Origin of the sequence: Mycobacterium sp. 852002-51163_SCH5372311 (genome assembly GCF_001667115.1) — a bacterium.
Taxonomy (GTDB): domain Bacteria; phylum Actinomycetota; class Actinomycetes; order Mycobacteriales; family Mycobacteriaceae; genus Mycobacterium.
Genome location: NZ_LZIJ01000010.1, coordinates 1 through 16,913 on the forward strand (window position 1 = coordinate 1; position 16,913 = coordinate 16,913).

Sequence of the window (16,913 nt, forward strand, 5' to 3'; positions counted from 1 at the left end):
CCCAAGCTCGCGCAGCGCGTCCTGAGGTTCGTTGTAGTACTTGAGGTACGTCGCCTCGGTCAACCGTAATCCCATGCCGAGCGGTACCTTCTCGCCCAGTTCGAGCAGCGACCGATAGAACGGTGCCTCCGCCGACCCGGCGGTCACGGTCGGTTCGAACACGAGGATCCGCCGCTCGCCGGCGAAATCGTCATACTCGACGACGGCCATCCGGTTCATGATCGAGATCATCGGCACGTGCGGTGCGATCGCCGCGAAGTGGAACGCGAAACCGGTTGGGTACGGTGCGGTCGCGACATCGATCGACCTCACTGCATGAATCTGGCCCTGGCTTTTGAACCGGGCTTTATATGCGGTGGCAGCCTCGCGGATCGCGGCCAACCTTTTTCCGCGAGGCCAGACGTCATGAACGCCATCGAATTCCGGGATGGCACGGGCGCCGATAGCGTCTAGCGCGGACGTATTCGCAATCGTCATGGGACCGTCTCCTTTGGCTTGGTCCGGCCGCCCAGGGTGCCAGCCGAGCGTCGCAGCCGTTCTCCGAAAAGCTGGCGAGCTAAACAACGCTTCCTAGGCAGACAGTACGTTTTGCGGGTGTCCGGTGTGCGGTAAACGAGCTACTTGAATTCATCCGTGCTCGGCCCATTTGACGTGTACACAATCGGTAAAGCCAGAAGGTTCGTTGAGGCCGTCGTCCCGTCGGGACGCTTACCGAGCCGCGAACCTTCACCGGACCTGCAAGCCCGCACCGCCGAGCGAGTCGAATGGGGTGAGTGGATGTGGGCGGTTCTGACCATCGGCCAGGTGACGCTAGACTGAGCCGTGATCCAGCGCGAGCGTTCGGCTCCCGAGACGAGCAGGCCGCACAGACGCACAGATGGTCCCGTGCGGACGTGTGTCGGGTGCCGAAAGCGAGAGCTGGCCGTCGAACTGCTTCGAGTGGTTGCTGTGTCGACCGGGAACGGCGAATACGCCCTGACCGTTGACGCAGCGAGTAGCCTGCCGGGGCGGGGTGCGTGGCTGCATCCCGTACCGCAGTGCGTGCGACAAGCGATTAGGCGGCGGGCTTTCAGCAAAGCGTTGCGTATCGCCGGTTCGCCGGACACATCCGCGGTGGTCGAGCACATCAGTGGCTTGAGTGGGCCCGACCCGACGGTCAACAGAACAGGTAGCAAAGAACATGAGCACACCGTGAAGTCCCGATGACAATGCGTCATAGCTAAACCCCGAGGCGCGGCCCACGACTGTCGCCTCATGGACAGGAGATGTAGTGGCAGGTAAGGCCCGCGTACACGAGTTGGCTAAGGAACTCGGTGTAACCAGCAAGGAAGTTCTCGCCCGGCTGAATGAACAGGGCGAATTCGTCAAATCCGCATCGTCGACGGTGGAGGCTCCCGTCGCTCGCCGGCTGCGCGAGTCGTTCGGTGGCAGCAAGCCGGCCCCCGACAAGGCTGCGGAAAAGGCGCCGGAAGCCAAGGGCAACTCCGTCGACAAGTCGGTCGACGCCGCCCTGGATAACGCGATTGACAAGGCCGTCGGCAACGGCGAGGCCGCCAAGGACTCCCGCGGCGTGGCTACCGCGCCGCCGGCGCCGGCCGCTGAGGCACCCGCACCGCCGGCACCAAGCCCTCGGCCGGGAGCACCGGCCCCCGGGCAGGCGCCCGGCCATCCGGCTCCCCATCCTGGGATTACGCCCGGCGCGCGTCCCGGCCCGGCGCCGAAGCCGGGGATTCGTCCGCCCCGGGTCGGCAACAACCCGTTCTCGTCGGCCCAGCCCGTTGACCGGCCGATCCCGCGTCCGCCTGCGCCGCGTCCCGGCGCGCCCAGGCCCGGCGCCCCACGGCCGGGCATGTCGCCCGGCAGCATGCCGCCCCGCCCAGGTGGGGCCGGCGGACCCGTCCGCCCGGCGCGTTCCGGCGCGCCGCGACCCGGTGGCGGCCGACCCGGTGGTCCCGGTGGCGGGCGCACCGACGGCGGCGGCGGGAACTACCGCGGCGGCGGTGGCGGAGTAGGCGCAGCGCCCGGCGGCGGTGGCTTCCGTGGCCGTCCTGGCGGAGGTCCCGGTGGCGGCGGCGGCCGTCCAGGCCAGCGCGGTGGTGCCGCGGGCGCCTTCGGGCGTCCTGGCGGCGCCCCTCGACGTGGCCGCAAGTCCAAGCGGCAGAAGCGCCAGGAATACGACTCGATGCAGGCTCCGGTAGTCGGCGGCGTCCGGTTGCCGCACGGCAACGGCGAGACCATCCGGCTCGCCCGCGGCGCATCGCTCAGCGACTTCGCCGAAAAGATCGATGCCAACCCGGCGGCGCTGGTGCAGGCGCTGTTCAACCTCGGCGAGATGGTGACGGCCACGCAGTCGGTGGGCGACGAGACCCTCGAGCTGCTGGGCAGCGAGATGAACTACAACGTCCAGGTCGTCAGCCCCGAAGACGAAGACCGCGAGCTGCTGGAATCTTTTGATCTCTCCTACGGGGAAGACTCAGGAGACGAGGGCGATCTACAGATCCGTCCGCCGGTGGTGACGGTAATGGGTCACGTCGACCACGGGAAGACCCGCTTGCTGGACACCATCCGTAAGGCCAACGTCCGCGAGGCCGAAGCCGGCGGCATCACCCAGCACATCGGTGCCTATCAGGTCAGCGTCGACCTCGACGGCACCGAGCGGCTGATCACCTTCATCGACACTCCGGGTCACGAGGCGTTCACCGCCATGCGTGCCCGCGGCGCCAAGGCCACCGACATCGCGATCCTGGTGGTCGCCGCCGACGACGGCGTCATGCCGCAAACGGTTGAGGCCATCAACCACGCGCAAGCGGCCGACGTACCGATCGTGGTGGCCGTCAACAAGATCGACAAAGAGGGTGCCGATCCGGCCAAAATCCGCGCTCAGCTCACCGAATACGGTTTGGTGGCAGAGGATTTCGGTGGCGACACCATGTTCGTCGACATCTCCGCCAAGCAGGGAACCAACATCGAGGCCCTGCTGGAGGCGGTCGTGCTGACCGCCGACGCCGCGCTGGACCTGCGCGCCAACCCCGACATGGAGGCCCAGGGCGTGGCGATCGAGGCGCACCTGGACCGTGGCCGCGGACCGGTTGCCACCGTGTTGATTCAGCGCGGCACCCTGCGTGTCGGCGACTCCGTGGTCGCCGGCGACGCGTACGGTCGCGTTCGCCGCATGGTCGACGAATTCGGCGACGACGTCGACGCGGCACTGCCGTCGCGTCCGGTGCAGGTCATCGGGTTCACGTCGGTGCCGGGCGCGGGTGACAACTTCCTGGTCGTCGACGAGGACCGCATCGCCCGTCAGATCGCGGACCGGCGCAGCGCCCGCAAGCGCAATGCCCTGGCCGCGCGCTCGCGCAAGCGGATCAGCCTGGAGGATCTGGACTCGGCGTTGCGGGAGACCAGCCAGCTGAACCTGATCCTCAAGGGCGACAACGCCGGTACGGTCGAGGCCCTGGAAGAGGCCCTGATGAGTATCCAGGTCGACGACGAGGTGGTGCTGCGGGTCATCGACCGCGGCGTCGGCGGCATCACCGAAACCAACGTCAACCTGGCGTCGGCCTCCGACGCGGTGATCATCGGCTTCAACGTGCGCGCCGAAGGCAAAGCGACGGAGCTGGCCAACCGCGAGGGCGTGGACATTCGCTACTACTCGGTCATCTACCAGGCGATCGACGAAATCGAGAAGGCCCTGCGCGGCATGCTCAAGCCGATCTACGAGGAGAACCAGCTGGGCCGCGCCGAGATCCGCGCCCTGTTCCGGTCCTCCAAGGTCGGTCTCATCGCCGGCTGCCTCGTCACCTCCGGTGTGGTGCGCCGTAACGCCAAGGCCCGGCTGTTGCGGGACAACATCGTGGTGGTCGAAAACCTCTCGATCAACTCGCTGCGGCGGGAAAAGGACGACGTGACAGAGGTGCGCGACGGCTTCGAATGCGGTATGACGCTGGGCTACTCCGACCTCAAGGAAGGCGACGTCATCGAGTCCTACGAGCTGGTGCAAAAGGAACGCGCGTAATGGCTGACCCGGCCCGAGCGCGCCGGCTGGCCAAGCGGATCAACACGATCGTCGCGAGCGCGATCGAGTTCGAGATCAAGGATCCCGGGCTGTCCGGCGTCACCATCGTCGACGCGAAGGTGACCGCCGACCTGCACGACGCGACCGTGTACTACACGGTGATGGGGCCATCGCTGGACGACGAGCCGGATTACGCCGCCGCGGCGGCCGCGCTGGAACGGGCGAAGGGGACATTGCGCACCAAGGTCGGGGCAGGCACCGGCGTGCGGTTCACCCCTACCCTGACATTCACCCGGGACACGACGTCCGACAGCGCTCGCCACATGGAGGAGTTGCTGGCCCGGGCCCGCGCTGCCGATGAAGATCTGGCCCGGGTTCGAGTGGGCGCCAAGCCGGCCGGGGAGCCCGACCCTTACCGACAACCGTCAGCTGAGCCTGAGGACACCGGTGACGGCGATCGATCCGAAGACTGAGCTGCCCGGGACCGGGGTCGCGGAGACGCGCGTCGACGCCCTCGGCGCCGTCGAGCTGCTGGCCGCGGCGCAGACCGTCGCGGTGATCTGCCACGTGCACCCCGACGCCGACACCATTGGCGCCGGGCTGGCATTGGCCCTGGTGCTGGACAAGTGCGGCAAAGAGGTCGAGGTCAGCTTCGCCGCGCCGGCCACCCTGCCGGAGTCGCTGCGATCGTTGCCCGGCTGCGACTTGCTGGTCGGGCCCGACACGCTGCGCCGTGACGTGGATCTGGTTGTGACCGTTGACGTTCCGAGTGTCAAACGGCTGGGCGCGCTGAGTGATCTGGCCGGTGGCGACCGGCCGCTGCTGGTCATCGACCACCACGCTTCCAATGACTTGTTCGGCACCGCGAATTTCGTTGACCTGTCGGCTGATTCGACCACGATGATGATCGCCGAACTGCTCGACGCGTGGGAGAAGCCGATCGAGCTGGACGTGGCGCACTGCATCTACGCCGGGTTGACGACGGACACCGGCTCGTTCCGCTGGGCCAGCGCCCGCGCGCTACGGCTGGGCGCCCGGCTGGTCGACCTCGGCGTGGACAACGCCGCCATCAGCCGCACGGTGATGGACAGCCATCCGTTCGGGTGGTTGCCGATGCTGTCGCGGGTGCTGGGCTCCGCGCAGTTGGTGCCGGAGGCGGTGGCCGGGCGGGGTCTCGTTTATGCGGTCGTCGACAACCAGGAATGGGTTCGCGCGCGTCCGGAGGAAGTCGAAAGCGTAGTCGATATCGTGCGCACCACCCAACAGGCCGAAGTGGCGGCGGTGTTCAAAGAGGTTGACCCGCAACAGTGGTCGGTGTCGATGCGGGCCAAGAAGGACGTGGATCTGGCGGCGGTCGCGTCGGCGTTCGGCGGCGGGGGCCACCGGCTGGCCGCCGGCTATTCGACCGCCGGCTCGATCGAGGACGTCGTGGCGTCGCTGCGCGCCGCTCTTGGCTGACCCGGACCGACCGGCCGCCGGCGGCCGGGAAGTCGCCAAGCTGGCGTTGCCCGCGCTGGGTGTGCTGGCGGCCGAGCCGTTGTACCTGCTGTTCGACACCGCCGTGGTCGGTCGTCTCGGGGCGCTGGCGCTGGCAGGCCTTGCCATCGGCAGCCTGATACTCGGCATGCTGGGGTCGCAGTTGAACTTCCTGTCCTACGGCACCACAGCGCGTTCGTCGCGATATTTCGGCGCCGCCGACCGGGCAGCGGCGGTCACCGAAGGCGTACAGGCGACGTGGTTGGCGCTCGGCCTTGGTGCATTGATCGTCATCGTGGTGGAGGCGACGGCGGCCCCGCTGGTGGCCGTGATCGCCGGCAGCAAGCCAGGCGCCGCAGGAGGATCGGCCATTGCAGCGGCGGCGTTGCCCTGGCTGCGAGTCGCCATACTGGGCACGCCCGCGATCCTCGTTTCGCTTGCCGGAAACGGCTGGATGCGCGGCGTGCAGGACACCTTGCGCCCGCTGCGCTACGTGCTCGCGGGTTTCGGGCTCTCGGCTCTGCTCTGCCCACTACTCGTCTACGGCTGGCTGGGGTTGCCCCGCTGGGGGTTACCCGGTTCTGCGGTCGCGAATTTGGTCGGCCAGTGGGTGGCCGCCGTGTTGTTCTTGGGCGCGTTGCTTGCCGAGCGGGCATCCCTTCGGCCCGACAGCGCAGTGCTGCGCGCGCAACTGGTGATGGGCCGTGACCTGGTCCTGCGAACCCTGTCGTTTCAGGTCTGCTACGTGTCGTCCGCGGCAGTCGCGGCGAGGTTCGGTGCCGCGGCGGTCGCCGCCCACCAGGTGGTGCTACAGCTCTGGAATTTCCTTGCGCTGGTTCTGGACTCGTTGGCCATTGCGGCGCAGTCGCTCGTCGGTGCGGCGCTGGGTGCCGGCGACGTCGCCGACGCGAAGGCGGTGGCACGGCGGGTGACGGTGTCTTCGTTTGTGGCAGCGGGAATCCTGGCCGCGGGCTTCGGGATCGGCGCCCGAGTACTGCCCGAACTGTTCACCGACGACCCATCCGTGCTCGCTGTGATCGGCGTGCCCTGGTGGTTTTTGGTCGCCCAATTACCGATCGCGGGAATCGTTTTCGCGCTCGACGGGGTGCTGTTGGGTGCGGGTGACGCGGCGTACATGCGCACCGCGACCATCGTCAGCGCGCTGGTCGGCTTCTTGCCGCCGATCTGGTTGTCGCTGGTCTACGGTTGGGGACTGACCGGCATCTGGTCGGGGCTGAGCATATTCGTCGTATTGCGATTGGTCTTTGTCGGATCGCGGGCACTGTCCGGCCGGTGGGCGGTGCCGGGGGCGACGTAACGGCATTTTCGGGCGTAACCATCTCGGCGGTGCACCGATAGCCGCCGCGAGATCGGCGCCAGCGCGAATTTTTGCGAGTGCACCCCACGATAAGGTCGATCTCGACGCATGAACCGTGCTCCGAGTTACACTGCGCCGGTGACGGTGACGCGGCAGACACGGCGGCGGTCATCGAAAGATCGCGCGCGCGACTACGCGCTGTTCGCCATGCTGGTGGGCCCCAATGTGGCGCTGCTATTGGTGTTCATCTACCGCCCGTTAGCCGACAACATCCGGCTGTCGTTCTTCGACTGGAACATCTCCGATCCCAGCGCGCAGTTCGTCGGGTTGTCCAACTACGCGGAGTGGTTCACCCGTTCGGACACCCGCCAGATCGTCTTCAACACAGCGGTATTCACCGCGGCGGCGGTGATCGGCTCGATGGTGCTGGGTCTGGTTCTGGCCATGCTGCTCGATCAACCGTTGCGCGGACGAAACCTGGTGCGCTCGACCGTGTTCGCGCCGTTTGTGATCTCCGGTGCCGCCGTCGGACTGGCGGCCCAGTTCGTCTTCGACCCACATTTCGGTTTGATACAGGATCTGTTGCACCGTATCGGCGCCGGCGTGCCCGACTTCTACCAGGACCCGCACTGGGCGCTGTTCATGGTGACGGTCACCTACGTGTGGAAGAACCTCGGCTACACGTTCGTCATCTATCTCGCCGCGTTGCAAGGTGTGCGCCGAGACCTGTTGGAAGCGGCCGAAATCGACGGCGCCAGCCGCTGGTCCACCTTTTACCGAGTGCTGCTGCCCCAACTGCGCCCGACCACGTTCTTCCTGTCCATCACCGTGCTGATCAACTCGTTGCAGGTGTTCGACGTCATCAACGTCATGACCAGAGGCGGGCCGCTGGGAACCGGCACCACGACCATGGTGTTCCAGGTGTATTTGGAGACGTTCCGCAACTTCCGGGCCGGTTACGGCGCCACCGTCGCCACCATCATGTTCCTTGTCTTGCTGGCCATTACCTACTACCAGGTGCGGGTGATGGATCGAGGGCAGCGGCAGTGAGGGCGAGATCGGCACGGCTGCTCGGCTACACGGCGATGCTGCTTGTCGTCGCCCTGATCGCAGGACCGCTGACATTCGTCTTCTTCACGTCGTTCAAGAACCAGCCCGACATCTATTCGCAGCCGACCACCTGGTGGCCGCCGCACTGGCACCCGCAGAACTACCGGACGGCCACCGGGCAGATCCCGTTCTGGACGTTCCTGCGCAACTCGGTGATCATCACGTCGGTACTGGCAGCGGTGAAGTTCGTGCTCGGCGTGCTCAGCGCATTCGGTCTGGTGTTTGTGCGATTCCCGGGCCGCAACGCGGTGTTCCTGTTGATCATCGCCGCGCTGATGGTTCCCAACCAGATCACCGTTATCTCCAACTACGCGTTGATCTCCCAGGTCGGTCTGCGCAACACGTTTGCGGGCATCATCCTGCCGCTGGCCGGGGTGGCGTTCGGAACTTTCCTGATGCGCAACCACTTTCTCTCGCTGCCTGCCGAGGTCATCGAAGCCGCCGAGATGGATGGCGCGCGCTGGTGGCAGCTGCTATTTCGGGTGGTGTTGCCGATGTCCGGGCCCACCATGGTGGCCTTCGGCATCATCACTGTGGTCAACGAATGGAACGAGTACCTTTGGCCGTTCCTGATGTCCGACGACGAATCGGTGGCACCGCTGCCGGTGGGCCTGACGTTCCTGCAGCAGGCCGAAGGTGTCACGAATTGGGGCCCGGTGATGGCGGTGACGCTGCTCGCCATGCTGCCCATCCTGCTCATCTTCGTCGTCTTGCAGCGGCAGATGATCAAGGGCCTCACCTCCGGCGCAGTCAAAGGCTGACGCGTATGGACGCTCTGAGTCGCAGAAAGTTCCTTGCCTTAGCAGGGCTGGCGACCGGTTGTGCGGGAATGGGTCGTAGCGGTGGGATCAAATCAGGGCCTGGGCCGATTTCGTTTTGGTCCAATCACCCCGGCCAATCCAGCGCGGTGGAAAGAGAGTTGATCGGCCGCTTTCAGAGCCAGTTTCCCGGCCAGCAGGTCAAGCTGATCGACGCCGGCAAGGACTACGACGAGGTTGCGCAGAAGTTCAATGCGGCGCTGATCGGCACCGACGTGCCCGATGTCGTTGTGCTCGACGACATCTGGTGGTTCCATTTCGCCCTCAGCGGCGTCCTCACGCCGCTAGATCAACTCTTCGGTCAAGTCGGTGTGGACACAACCGATTACGTCGACGCACTGCTCGCCGATTTCGAGTTCGACGGGAAGCACTACGCACTGCCTTATGCGCGCTCGACACCGCTGTTCTACTACAACAGAGACGTCTGGGAACGGGCCGGTCTGTCTGACCGCGGGCCGCACTCCTGGCAAGAGTTCGACGAATGGGGTCCGCAGCTGCAGCGGGTCGTCGGTGCCGGGAAGTGGGCACACGGCTGGGCCAATGCCCAAGGGATCTCCTGGACTTTCGAAGGTCCGAACTGGGCGTTCGGTGGGGCTTACTCGGACAAATGGGCACTGAAGTTCACCGACCCGGCCACGATATCGGCGGGCAACTTTCTGCGAAACTCCATCCACGGCAAGGGTTACGCCGCGATCGCCCACGACCTCGCCAATGAATTCGCCACCGGCATACTTGCGTCGGCCGTGGCGTCGACCGGCGCTCTGATGGGCATCACCGCCGCTGCCCGATTCGACTTCGGGGCGGCACCGTTGCCCACCGGGCCGGGCGGTGCACCGGCATGTCCGACCGGCGGGGCGGGCCTGGCGATTCCGAGCAAACTGTCCGAAGAGCGAAAGCTCAACGCGCTCAGATTCATTGGCTTTGTCACCAACCCGCAGAACACTGCCTATTTCAGCCAGCACACCGGATATCTGGCGGTCCGAAAGTCGGCCGCGAATGATCCCGACGAGCAGAAATACTTGGCGGACAATCCGCGCGCCCGGGTCGCGCTGGACCAGCTCCCGCACACCCGCCCGCAGGACTATGCCCGCGTTTTCCTGCCCGGCGGTGACCGCATCATCTCGGCAGGTCTGGAATCCATCGGACTGAAAGGATCCGACGTGACCACAACTTTCACCGACATAAACAAGCAGCTACGCGTCATTTACGACCGCCAGATCAGGCGGAAGTTGCCGGTCTAGCGCAATGGCCAGAGTTCATTATTCCGCAGTCACCCACCGCTATCCCGGCGCCGACGCTCCGGCGGTGGACAACTTGGACCTCGACATCGCCGACGGCGAGTTCCTGGTGCTGGTCGGCCCGTCCGGTTGCGGCAAGTCCACCACCCTGCGAATGCTGGCCGGGCTGGAATCCGTTGCCAGCGGCCGCATCACCATCGACGACGTAGACGTGACGCACCTCCCGCCGCGGGCGCGTGACGTCGCCATGGTCTTCCAGAACTATGCGCTCTACCCAAATATGACGGTCGCGGCGAACATGGGGTTCGCACTGCGCAACGCCGGCGTCTCGCGCGCGGATACCCGAAAACGAGTGCTCGAAGTCGCCGACATGCTCGAATTGACTGACCTGCTTGATCGTAAGCCGTCGAAGCTGTCCGGTGGGCAGCGTCAGCGGGTGGCGATGGGACGCGCTATCGTGCGACGGCCCCAAGTGTTTTGCATGGACGAGCCGCTGTCCAATCTCGATGCCAAGTTACGCGTGAGCACTCGGTCGCAGATCTCCGGATTGCAGCGGCGGCTGGGCACCACCACCGTCTACGTCACCCACGACCAGGTAGAGGCGATGACGATGGGCGATCGGGTCGCCGTGCTCAAAGACGGTGTGCTGCAGCAGGTTGACACACCCAGGGTGCTCTATGACGATCCGGTCAACACGTTCGTGGCCACGTTCATCGGCGCGCCTGCGATGAACCTGATCGACGCCACCGTTGCCGGAGGCAGCGTGAAATCACCCGATTTGGCGATACCGGTTCCGCGTTCAGCCAGCCAGCGTGTGCTGGTCGGTGTTCGCCCGGAGTCCTGGGATGTCGTGGCGGCCGACGCCCCGGGAGCTTTGCCGGTGGTCGTCGAGCTGGTGGAAGAGCTCGGCTTCGAATCATTCGTCTACGCAACGCCCGTCGAGCAGGACGGCTGGTCGTCACGGGCGAACCGCATCGTGTTCCGCACCGACCGTCGGACAGCGGTGAACGTGGGTGACTCGTTGTCGATCGTGCCGCACCCGCGCGAGGTCTGCTTCTTTGACGGCCAAACCGGGAACCGCATCCGGTGAGTGCCGCGGTCACTCGCCCTTCACGTTGAGGATCTGGCGCAGCTCGAAGTCGATCTTGACCAGGTCGCGCGCGTCGTCCATCACCACGTCAATGTCCTTGTACGCCCCGGGGATCTCGTCGATCCACGCGTCGCCGTGGCGGTACTCGATGCCACGCATCGCCTGCGCCAGATCGTCCGCAGTGAAACGCCGGCGGGCCTCCGTGCGCGAAAAGCGCCGGCCCGCACCGTGCGGGGCGCTGCACAAGCCGGCCTTGTTGCCGAGGCCGGCGACAATGTAGGAGCGGGTGCCCATGCTGCCCGGAATGACCGCCCGCACACCATTGTTGGCGTTGATCGCGCCCTTGCGGGTGATCCAGACGTCCTTGCCGCCGTGGTTTTCCACCGTCGTGTAGTTGTGGTGACAATTCACCCGGTCGGCCTCGATACCGGCGGGGTCGTCGTTCATGTGCTCGGCGAGAACCTGCCGGAAGCGGTCCATCATCTCGGCCCGGTTGGCCAGCGCGAATGCCTGTGCCCACCTCAGTTCGGTGATGTAGCTGGTGAATTCACGTGTGCCCTGCGGCAGGTACGCCAGGTCCGGGTTCGGCAGCTTGATCCAGAACTGCGCCATCAGCTGCCGGGCGATCTTGATGTGGCGGTTGGCGATCCTGTTGCCGACGCCGCGGCTGCCGGAATGCAGGAACATCCAGACGTGATCGTTGTTGTCGAGGCACAGCTCGATGAAGTGGTTACCGCCGCCGAGGGTGCCCATCTGTAGGCGCCAGTTGGGGGAGTGGCGCAGGTCGACTCCGCTCGACTCTGCCTGGCGTTCCAGGGATTCGATGCGCTCGGCGGTGAAGTCGAAGCGGTCTGCGCGGTCGTTGTAACCGCCCTTGCTCATCGGAATGGCCGACTCGATGGAGCAGCGTACTTCCCGCAGCGGCAGATCGGCGATGTCGTCCTTGGTGTACTTGGTTCGCGCGGCGATCATGCCGCAGCCGATGTCCACGCCCACCGCGGCGGGGATCACGGCACCCAATGTCGGGATCACCGTCCCGACCGCGGAGCCCTTACCGGTGTGGGCGTCGGGCATCAGCGCAACATGCGGGTGCACGAACGGCATTGCTGCGGTCTGCTTGGCCTGTTCGATTGTGCTGTCGTCGATCTGTGAGGCGAAGTTGAGCAACTTGTGCCCGCCGACGCGCTTCATAGGACCAATCATGGCCCGCAACCGTCCAGAAAGCTTCCGAATTTTTACGTGTCCCAGCGTTAGCGCACCTGGGACCGTCCGCGCTGCAGCACGGCCTCGCGATTGGCGGCGATGTCGTCGCCGCTGGTCCGGAATTGCCTGGCCGCCATCGCTTCCAGCCACAGCCCCTCGCTCGTCGCTGATTCGTCGATCCGGTGGTATGACGCCAGCAACGCCCGTACCGCGTTCTGGTTGTTGCCGACAATGGTGGTCGCCACCTGCCGCGCGGCGGTGAGCAGCTGATCGTGTGGCACCACCTCGGTAACGAGACCGGCCCGCAGCGCGTCGGCTGCGGACAGGTAGTCCCCGGTCAGGCTCATCCGCCGGGCCAGGCCCACCCCAACCTTCTGTGGCAGGCGCACACTCAGTCCCCAGGTGGGCAGCAGACCCACCCGGGCGTGGGTGTCGGCGAAGCGCGCCTGCTCGGAGGCGATGACGATGTCGCAGTAGAGGACCAGCTCCAGCCCGCCGGTGACCGCGGCGCCGTTGATGGCGCCGATCACCGGCTTGGTCATCGCGGGCCAGCGCGGCGAGATGTCCGGCAGCGCCGACTGGCCGCCCAGTTCCTTGAGGTCCAGTCCGGCGCAGAACACCGGGTCGGCGCCGGTGACGATGACGACGTCCACGCCGTCGTCGGTCTCCGCGTCGGTCAGCGCCCCGAAGAAGCGGTCCCGCAGCGCTGCGGACAACGCATTGCGGGATTGTGGCCGGTTGAGGGTCAGCGTGCGCACCCGTTCGTCAGTGTCGATCAGCAGGATGTCGTCGGTCATAGGAGCAACCGTAGCCAGGATCGATCGGACCAGTATGCTAGCCATATGACCAGAAAAATGACCGCTACCGAGGTGAAGGCGAAAATCCTCGCCCTGCTTGACGAAGTCGCAGAAGGCGAGGAAATCGAGATCACCAAACACGGCCGCACCGTGGCCCGGCTGGTGTCGGCGACCGGATCTCACCCCCTGAAGGGCCGGTTGTCCGGAGTGGCGATGACGGCCGCCGATGACGACGAGCTATTCACCACCGGCGTCTCCTGGAACGCTTCGTGACGACGGTGCTGCTTGACACCCATGTGGTGCACTGGTGGGCGGCCGAGCCGGACCGGCTCAGCCAAGCCGCGGCGCACGCCGTGGAACAGGCCGACGAGCTCGCGGTTGCCGCGATCACGTGGTTCGAACTGGCGTGGCTCGCCCATCACGAGCGCATCCGACTCACGATCCCGGTTCGGTCCTGGTTGCAGCGACTCGCCCGGCACCTTCGCACTGTAGGCATCACCCCCTCGGTGGCCGCGACCGCGGTTTCGCTTCCGTCGTCGTTCCCCGGCGACCCAGCCGACCGATTGATCTACGCGACCGCCGTAGAGAACGGCTGGCGATTGGTGACCAAGGACAAGCGGCTGCGGAGTCATCGGCATCCGCGTCCGGTCACTGTTTGGTAGGCGGCGCTTATGGTTGAGGGCATGTGCCGGAACATCACCGAACTGCGCGGATTGCAGCCCGCGGCCACGGCCGAGGAGATCGCGGCGGCGGCGCGCCAGTATGTGCGCAAGGTCAGCGGCATCACCCACCCGTCGGCGGCTAATGCCGAGGCGTTCGAGGCAGCGGTCGCCGAGGTCACCGACACGACGACCCGGCTGCTGCAAGCGCTGCCGCCGCGGCGCCAGCCGCCCAAGACGGTGCCGCCGTTGCGCCGACTCGGCGTCGGATGACGCAGGTTGCCACCGCCCCCGCGCTCAAGGAGTGGAGCGCGGCGGTGCACGCGCTGCTCGAAGGACGTCAGCGGATCCTGTTGCGCAAGGGCGGCATCAACGAGAAGCGGTTCGAAGTGGCCGCCCGCGAATTCCTGTTGTTCCCGACGGTCGCGCACAGCCACGCCCGACGCGTGCGGCCCGAACACCGTGACCTGCTGGCCCCGGCGGCCGCGGACAGCACCGACGAGCATGTGACGCTGAGGGCGGCCGCGAAAGTGGTTGCGGCGCTTGAAGTCAACCGGCCTGACGGCCTGCGGGAAATCGAAGACCTGCACATCTGGACCGCTGAGTCGGTGCGCGCCGACCGGCTCGACTTCCGGCCGAAGCGCAAGCTGGCCGTGCTGGTAGTCCAGGCGATTCCGCTGACCGGGCCGGTACGGATAATCCGCACCCCGGAATACGCCGGTTGCGCCAGCTGGGTCCAGCTTCCGGTCGAACCCACCTTGGGTGCGCCGGTACACAGCGACGCGGCGCTAGCGCAGGTCGCCGCCCGGGTTCGCGACGCCGTCGGATGAGGCATCGACCGGAAGCACCAGCCGGGAGCGCCCAAAGTGCACCGAATGGGTGACCGTCTGCGCTTGCCGGGCCGTCAGCAGAGGTTCGTCGCTACCCAGATTGCGCGCGTAGCGCGGGAACCAGCTACCGGTCACCAGCACGCGGATACGTGAGCCCGCCCGGAACCGGTGCGCGGTGGCGTCGAGTTCGAGGCTGACCACCGCATCCCCGGGATCCAGTCGCCGATAACAGTCGCTGACGTTGCGCGACCGGCCTTTCGGGTCGACCTCGCTCACCCGGACGAACAGGTCGACGTGGGGATTGTCCGAGGTGTGCGCCAACTCGACGACGGGATTCCCGTACACGCAGACATCCTCGGTGAGGGTGGCGCTGGTAAAGGCGAGCACGTCTGCGCGCGACGCGAGCCGGGTGTCGTTGCGGTACCCCCCGCGTGGGGACAGCAACGGTCCGCCGGTGGTCGGCGTCGGGTCGGCGGGGTCATACCGAAACGTTGCGGGTGCGGCGCTGGATTGCGGCGCGACCTTGCCGAGGCCGCCGCCGGGCTGAAGGTACAGGGCGCAATCGGTCGTAGCGGGTGGCCAGTCGGGCAGGTCGCGCCAGCCCTGATTGGTGACGAAGACGCGCACGGCGCTGCGCTGCACGGCCGGCGCGCCACCGAGGTGAGCGTCAAGCCAGTCCAGTGATTCGCGGGAGGTGGTGGGCAGCGCCCCGAAGACCATGTCGATGTGTGTCCAGGGGCCGATGGTCACCGCGACGTCGACCCCTCGGTCGCGCAGGCGCCGGTACTGCTCCAGCGTTTGGCGCAGAAAGATGTCCTGCCAGCCGCTCAGCAGCAGCACCGGCACTTGCACGCGGTCCAGCGCGGCGGAGCACCGCATCGGGCCCCAAAACGGGTCGTCGGCGGCGGGGTGTTCGATCCACGACTCGAACCAGGGCGCGCCCGCGCCCAGCAGGGACCGGGCCGACGTACCGATCGGCAACTCGCGGATCGCCCGTTCCACTTTGCGCGGCGCTGTCATCAGGCGAATCCTGGCCCGCAGCTGATGGGGATCCTCCTGGTGGCAAACCAGATCGCTCCAGCTCAGGCAATCGTTGATCGCAAAGGAGCCGGTGCCCCACACCGACGCACTGAAGTCGTGCGGTCCCACGGTGATCACGGATGCGGCAAGCTCCGGCGGCGGATCCTGCAGCAGTGCCCACTGGGTGAAACCGAGGTACGACAGTCCGACAGTGCCGAATCGGCCGGTGAACCACGGTTGTTCACGCAGCCACGCAACTGTGTCCGCACCGTCGGCGGCCTCGTTGACCATCGGCTCGAAAACGCCGCCCGACCCGAACGTCCCACGCACGCTCTGCAGCACCACGTGGTACCCGCGAGTGGCATACAACCGGCCAAACATCAGCGAGAAGGGGAACTCTCGGCCGTAGGGTCCGCGCACCAACAAGGTGCCGGCAGGGCGGTCAGTAACGGGGGCGTAGTGGTCGGCCACCATATCGACGCCGTCGCGCATGGGAATCCGGACGGGGCTCACGGTGAAGCGATTGGTCGCGCGCGGGAGACGCAAGAGCCGGCCCATGGCAGCGTCGCGGGCTCTTCTGATCTTGGTGCGCGCCCGGAGCTGCACGACGGTTGAGGCGACTCAGAACTTGTAGAACGGGGCGAGGTCGTTGGCGCGTTGCAAGTTGGTGGGCATGCAGTCGACCTCGGGGTTGGAGTAGACCGTCGAGAAGAACAAGGCCTGCTGGAGCACCCCGTAGCTGGTCTTGAAGGCCACCATGCAGGAGTAGAACCAGAAGCTGTTGTGATAGGTCGGCTTCATCACCCAGTACTGGGCGGCGCGGTGTCCCTGGATCGTGGTCTCGAGCGCGTCAGCGGGCAGCGTCTGCTCGTAGGTCCGCCAAATGATCGGTTCGACGGCCATCTGATAGTTGCCCGCGTCGAAGTGACAGCGCAGCCCGTCTTCGTGTTCGGGCGGAGTGAACGCCAACCCCAGCCGCTGCAGGGCGTCGAACGGGATGTCCTCGCACGCGTCGAACGGGCGCGGGTCGGTGGTTGCCACGATGGGGCTCTTCATGGTGGTTTCCACCGGCATCGGGGTTCTGATCGGTTGCGCGGTGGAGCGCAGCCGGACCGGCCCGTGTCCGCTCGCCGAGGGGGTGACGCCCTGCCAGCTGAGGGTGCCCACCGAAACAGCTGCCACTAATGCGGCAAGCGCTCCGATCAGTCGCAACCTGGTTAACACGACACCCCCTGTGATCGGCGGTCCTTTGCCCGGACTATACAAGTCGGTTGCTCGCCGTCACAGTGAAACTAGAACTTGTGCTAGCTCGGCGGGCGTGCCGGTGGTGCTGCGGCCG

At 66.3% G+C, this 16,913-nt stretch carries 17 protein-coding genes and 1 pseudogene; 13 read left to right on the top strand and 5 right to left on the bottom strand.

Annotated features, from left to right (window positions below; all coding sequences use genetic code 11):
• Positions 1–477, bottom strand: a pseudogene (locus A5791_RS00705) (hypothetical protein); the annotation flags it as partial.
• 471 nt (positions 478–948) lie between these two features.
• Between A5791_RS00705 and A5791_RS25680 the strand changes: the two are divergent.
• From A5791_RS25680 to A5791_RS00745, 9 genes are all read left to right on the top strand, one after another.
• A complete protein-coding gene (locus A5791_RS25680) occupies positions 949–1,206 on the top strand; it encodes a YlxR family protein (protein WP_369827994.1) in 258 nt (85 codons plus the stop codon).
• A 64-nt stretch (positions 1,207–1,270) separates the two neighbouring features.
• A complete protein-coding gene (infB, locus tag A5791_RS00710; protein WP_067229355.1) occupies positions 1,271–4,015 on the top strand; it encodes a translation initiation factor IF-2 in 2,745 nt (914 codons plus the stop codon).
• Positions 4,015–4,488, top strand: a complete 474-nt coding sequence (rbfA, locus tag A5791_RS00715; RefSeq protein ID WP_067229359.1) for a 30S ribosome-binding factor RbfA — start codon at positions 4,015–4,017, stop codon at positions 4,486–4,488. The genes infB and rbfA overlap by 1 nt, the downstream gene beginning before the upstream one ends.
• Positions 4,463–5,473, top strand: coding sequence for a bifunctional oligoribonuclease/PAP phosphatase NrnA (locus A5791_RS00720; RefSeq protein ID WP_067229362.1), 1,011 nt, complete (start codon positions 4,463–4,465; stop codon positions 5,471–5,473). Before rbfA ends, A5791_RS00720 begins: the two co-directional genes overlap by 26 nt.
• Complete coding sequence (locus A5791_RS00725; RefSeq protein WP_067229365.1) at positions 5,466–6,809, top strand: MATE family efflux transporter; 1,344 nt, start codon at positions 5,466–5,468, stop codon at positions 6,807–6,809. The genes A5791_RS00720 and A5791_RS00725 overlap by 8 nt, the downstream gene beginning before the upstream one ends.
• A gap of 108 nt (positions 6,810–6,917) precedes the next feature.
• Positions 6,918–7,859: a carbohydrate ABC transporter permease gene (locus A5791_RS00730; protein ID WP_369827995.1), complete on the top strand. Its 942-nt coding sequence runs from the start codon at positions 6,918–6,920 to the stop codon at positions 7,857–7,859.
• Positions 7,860–7,894: 35 nt separating this feature from the next.
• Positions 7,895–8,680, top strand: a complete 786-nt coding sequence (locus tag A5791_RS00735) for a carbohydrate ABC transporter permease (protein ID WP_067229370.1) — start codon at positions 7,895–7,897, stop codon at positions 8,678–8,680.
• Between the two features lie 5 nt (positions 8,681–8,685).
• Positions 8,686–9,978 carry an ABC transporter substrate-binding protein gene (locus A5791_RS00740; RefSeq protein WP_067229374.1) on the top strand — a complete coding sequence of 431 codons (1,293 nt, stop codon included), beginning with the start codon at positions 8,686–8,688 and terminating at the stop codon, positions 9,976–9,978.
• A 4-nt stretch (positions 9,979–9,982) separates the two neighbouring features.
• Positions 9,983–11,065, top strand: a complete 1,083-nt coding sequence (locus A5791_RS00745; protein WP_067229378.1) for an ABC transporter ATP-binding protein — start codon at positions 9,983–9,985, stop codon at positions 11,063–11,065.
• Positions 11,066–11,074: 9 nt separating this feature from the next.
• Here the strand turns inward: A5791_RS00745 and A5791_RS00750 are convergent, their stop codons facing one another.
• Both A5791_RS00750 and A5791_RS00755 read right to left on the bottom strand, forming a co-directional pair.
• A complete protein-coding gene (locus A5791_RS00750; RefSeq protein WP_067229383.1) occupies positions 11,075–12,256 on the bottom strand; it encodes an RtcB family protein in 1,182 nt (393 codons plus the stop codon).
• 59 nt (positions 12,257–12,315) lie between these two features.
• Positions 12,316–13,065 (bottom strand): enoyl-CoA hydratase, encoded by a 750-nt coding sequence (locus A5791_RS00755; protein WP_067229385.1) that lies wholly within the window; start codon positions 13,063–13,065, stop codon positions 12,316–12,318.
• Between the two features lie 57 nt (positions 13,066–13,122).
• On the opposite strand from A5791_RS00755, the gene A5791_RS00760 reads away from it, so the two are divergent.
• From A5791_RS00760 to A5791_RS00775, 4 genes are read left to right on the top strand one after another with little or no spacing between them, the layout of a single operon-like run.
• On the top strand, positions 13,123–13,338 hold the full coding sequence (locus tag A5791_RS00760) for a type II toxin-antitoxin system Phd/YefM family antitoxin (protein WP_067229453.1): 216 nt from the start codon (positions 13,123–13,125) through the stop codon (positions 13,336–13,338).
• Entirely contained in the window at positions 13,335–13,727 is a 393-nt protein-coding gene (locus tag A5791_RS00765) for a type II toxin-antitoxin system VapC family toxin (RefSeq protein WP_067229388.1), read from the top strand. Before A5791_RS00760 ends, A5791_RS00765 begins: the two co-directional genes overlap by 4 nt.
• A 21-nt stretch (positions 13,728–13,748) precedes the next feature.
• Positions 13,749–13,997 (top strand): DUF2277 family protein, encoded by a 249-nt coding sequence (locus tag A5791_RS00770; RefSeq protein ID WP_067229456.1) that lies wholly within the window; start codon positions 13,749–13,751, stop codon positions 13,995–13,997.
• The gene (locus A5791_RS00775; RefSeq protein ID WP_067229391.1) at positions 13,994–14,554 is read left to right on the top strand and encodes a DUF1802 family protein; all 561 of its coding nucleotides are present in this window, start codon (positions 13,994–13,996) and stop codon (positions 14,552–14,554) included. The genes A5791_RS00770 and A5791_RS00775 overlap by 4 nt, the downstream gene beginning before the upstream one ends.
• Here A5791_RS00775 and A5791_RS00780 read toward each other — a convergent pair.
• A complete protein-coding gene (locus A5791_RS00780) occupies positions 14,513–16,132 on the bottom strand; it encodes a CocE/NonD family hydrolase (protein ID WP_082966665.1) in 1,620 nt (539 codons plus the stop codon). The two genes, A5791_RS00775 and A5791_RS00780, sit on opposite strands and share 42 nt — an antisense overlap.
• A gap of 63 nt (positions 16,133–16,195) precedes the next feature.
• Positions 16,196–16,798 carry a DUF3558 domain-containing protein gene (locus tag A5791_RS00785; RefSeq protein ID WP_067229398.1) on the bottom strand — a complete coding sequence of 201 codons (603 nt, stop codon included), beginning with the start codon at positions 16,796–16,798 and terminating at the stop codon, positions 16,196–16,198.
• Positions 16,799–16,913: the final 115 nt, after the last annotated feature.

What these genes read in the sequence shown, in the direction of transcription:
- A5791_RS00735 (WP_067229370.1), top strand. Translation starts at nt 7,895, where the DNA reads ATGCTGCTTGTCGTCGCCCTGATCGCAGGACCGCTGACATTCGTCTTC.
- A5791_RS00755 (WP_067229385.1), bottom strand. Translation starts at nt 13,065, where the DNA reads ATGACCGACGACATCCTGCTGATCGACACTGACGAACGGGTGCGCACG.
- A5791_RS00760 (WP_067229453.1), top strand. Translation starts at nt 13,123, where the DNA reads ATGACCGCTACCGAGGTGAAGGCGAAAATCCTCGCCCTGCTTGACGAA.
- A5791_RS00775 (WP_067229391.1), top strand. Translation starts at nt 13,994, where the DNA reads ATGACGCAGGTTGCCACCGCCCCCGCGCTCAAGGAGTGGAGCGCGGCG.
- A5791_RS00750 (WP_067229383.1), bottom strand. Translation starts at nt 12,256, where the DNA reads ATGAAGCGCGTCGGCGGGCACAAGTTGCTCAACTTCGCCTCACAGATC.
- rbfA (WP_067229359.1), top strand. Translation starts at nt 4,015, where the DNA reads ATGGCTGACCCGGCCCGAGCGCGCCGGCTGGCCAAGCGGATCAACACG.
- A5791_RS00740 (WP_067229374.1), top strand. Translation starts at nt 8,686, where the DNA reads ATGGACGCTCTGAGTCGCAGAAAGTTCCTTGCCTTAGCAGGGCTGGCG.
- A5791_RS00745 (WP_067229378.1), top strand. Translation starts at nt 9,983, where the DNA reads ATGGCCAGAGTTCATTATTCCGCAGTCACCCACCGCTATCCCGGCGCC.
- A5791_RS00730 (WP_369827995.1), top strand. Translation starts at nt 6,918, where the DNA reads ATGAACCGTGCTCCGAGTTACACTGCGCCGGTGACGGTGACGCGGCAG.
- A5791_RS00780 (WP_082966665.1), bottom strand. Translation starts at nt 16,132, where the DNA reads ATGGGCCGGCTCTTGCGTCTCCCGCGCGCGACCAATCGCTTCACCGTG.
- A5791_RS00770 (WP_067229456.1), top strand. Translation starts at nt 13,749, where the DNA reads ATGTGCCGGAACATCACCGAACTGCGCGGATTGCAGCCCGCGGCCACG.